We start from the raw sequence: 631 nt of genomic DNA, 5'->3' as shown, positions 1-631 counted from the left end.
CGCCAGGCATCGTCCTGCTCGGGGAAACACAGTTTGAGGTTGACCTCGGCCGCGCGCCGACGTGTGCCCGCCAAGCGCATCGCAATCCAGCCCACGCCGCGGCCTATTGCACGTTGCAGCGTCCAGGGCAGGCGCCCCGCCACCACCATCACCGCCAGGCCCAGATACATCGGCCACTGCTTGGGGTTGCGCAGGGAAGGGCGGACGGCGACGTTGGCGGACTCGGACATGCGCCAATTCTAGAGCGTGTTATGCACTTTGAGATGAGATGCGTTGGCCGCCAGCGGCGCGGCGCCCGCTCCGCGCCGCTGACGGCCAACCCTCCGGAAGCGCCCTGTGGCGCACCGATACTGCGTTGCGCGCCTTGCCCAGGCGGCCAGCCTGGGCCCGCAGCGCACGGCTTGTCTCGACGCGCCACGGAACGCTTCACACGCGCCTCAACGTCCATAACACGCTCTAGTCGCGTCCTTCATGCTGGCCGGTGCAACGTTCGCGCATGGGGCGGCGACAAGGGTCCCGCCTGACGATTCCCATTCCCGAGTCCCGCCATCGCACGCGCAGTCCGGCGTCGATTCATCAGCTCCGTTACAATCTGCAGCCCCGTTTCTGACACGGTTCCCCGGACATGATG

Annotated in this window: 1 protein-coding gene; it reads right to left on the bottom strand. The window is 67.2% G+C overall.

The window, feature by feature from the left end; translation table 11 throughout:
* Positions 1 to 230: LpxL/LpxP family acyltransferase (locus CSC70_RS14015; RefSeq protein WP_484573208.1), on the bottom strand; the 230-nt coding region annotated here is incomplete at its 3' end.
* Positions 231 to 631 lie beyond the last annotated feature (401 nt).

The organism is Pseudoxanthomonas kalamensis DSM 18571 (assembly GCF_010211745.1).
Lineage (GTDB): Bacteria > Pseudomonadota > Gammaproteobacteria > Xanthomonadales > Xanthomonadaceae > Pseudoxanthomonas_A > Pseudoxanthomonas_A kalamensis.
Note: the sequence above shows the minus strand (reverse complement) of the source record. Positions and strands in the feature narration are given on the sequence as shown.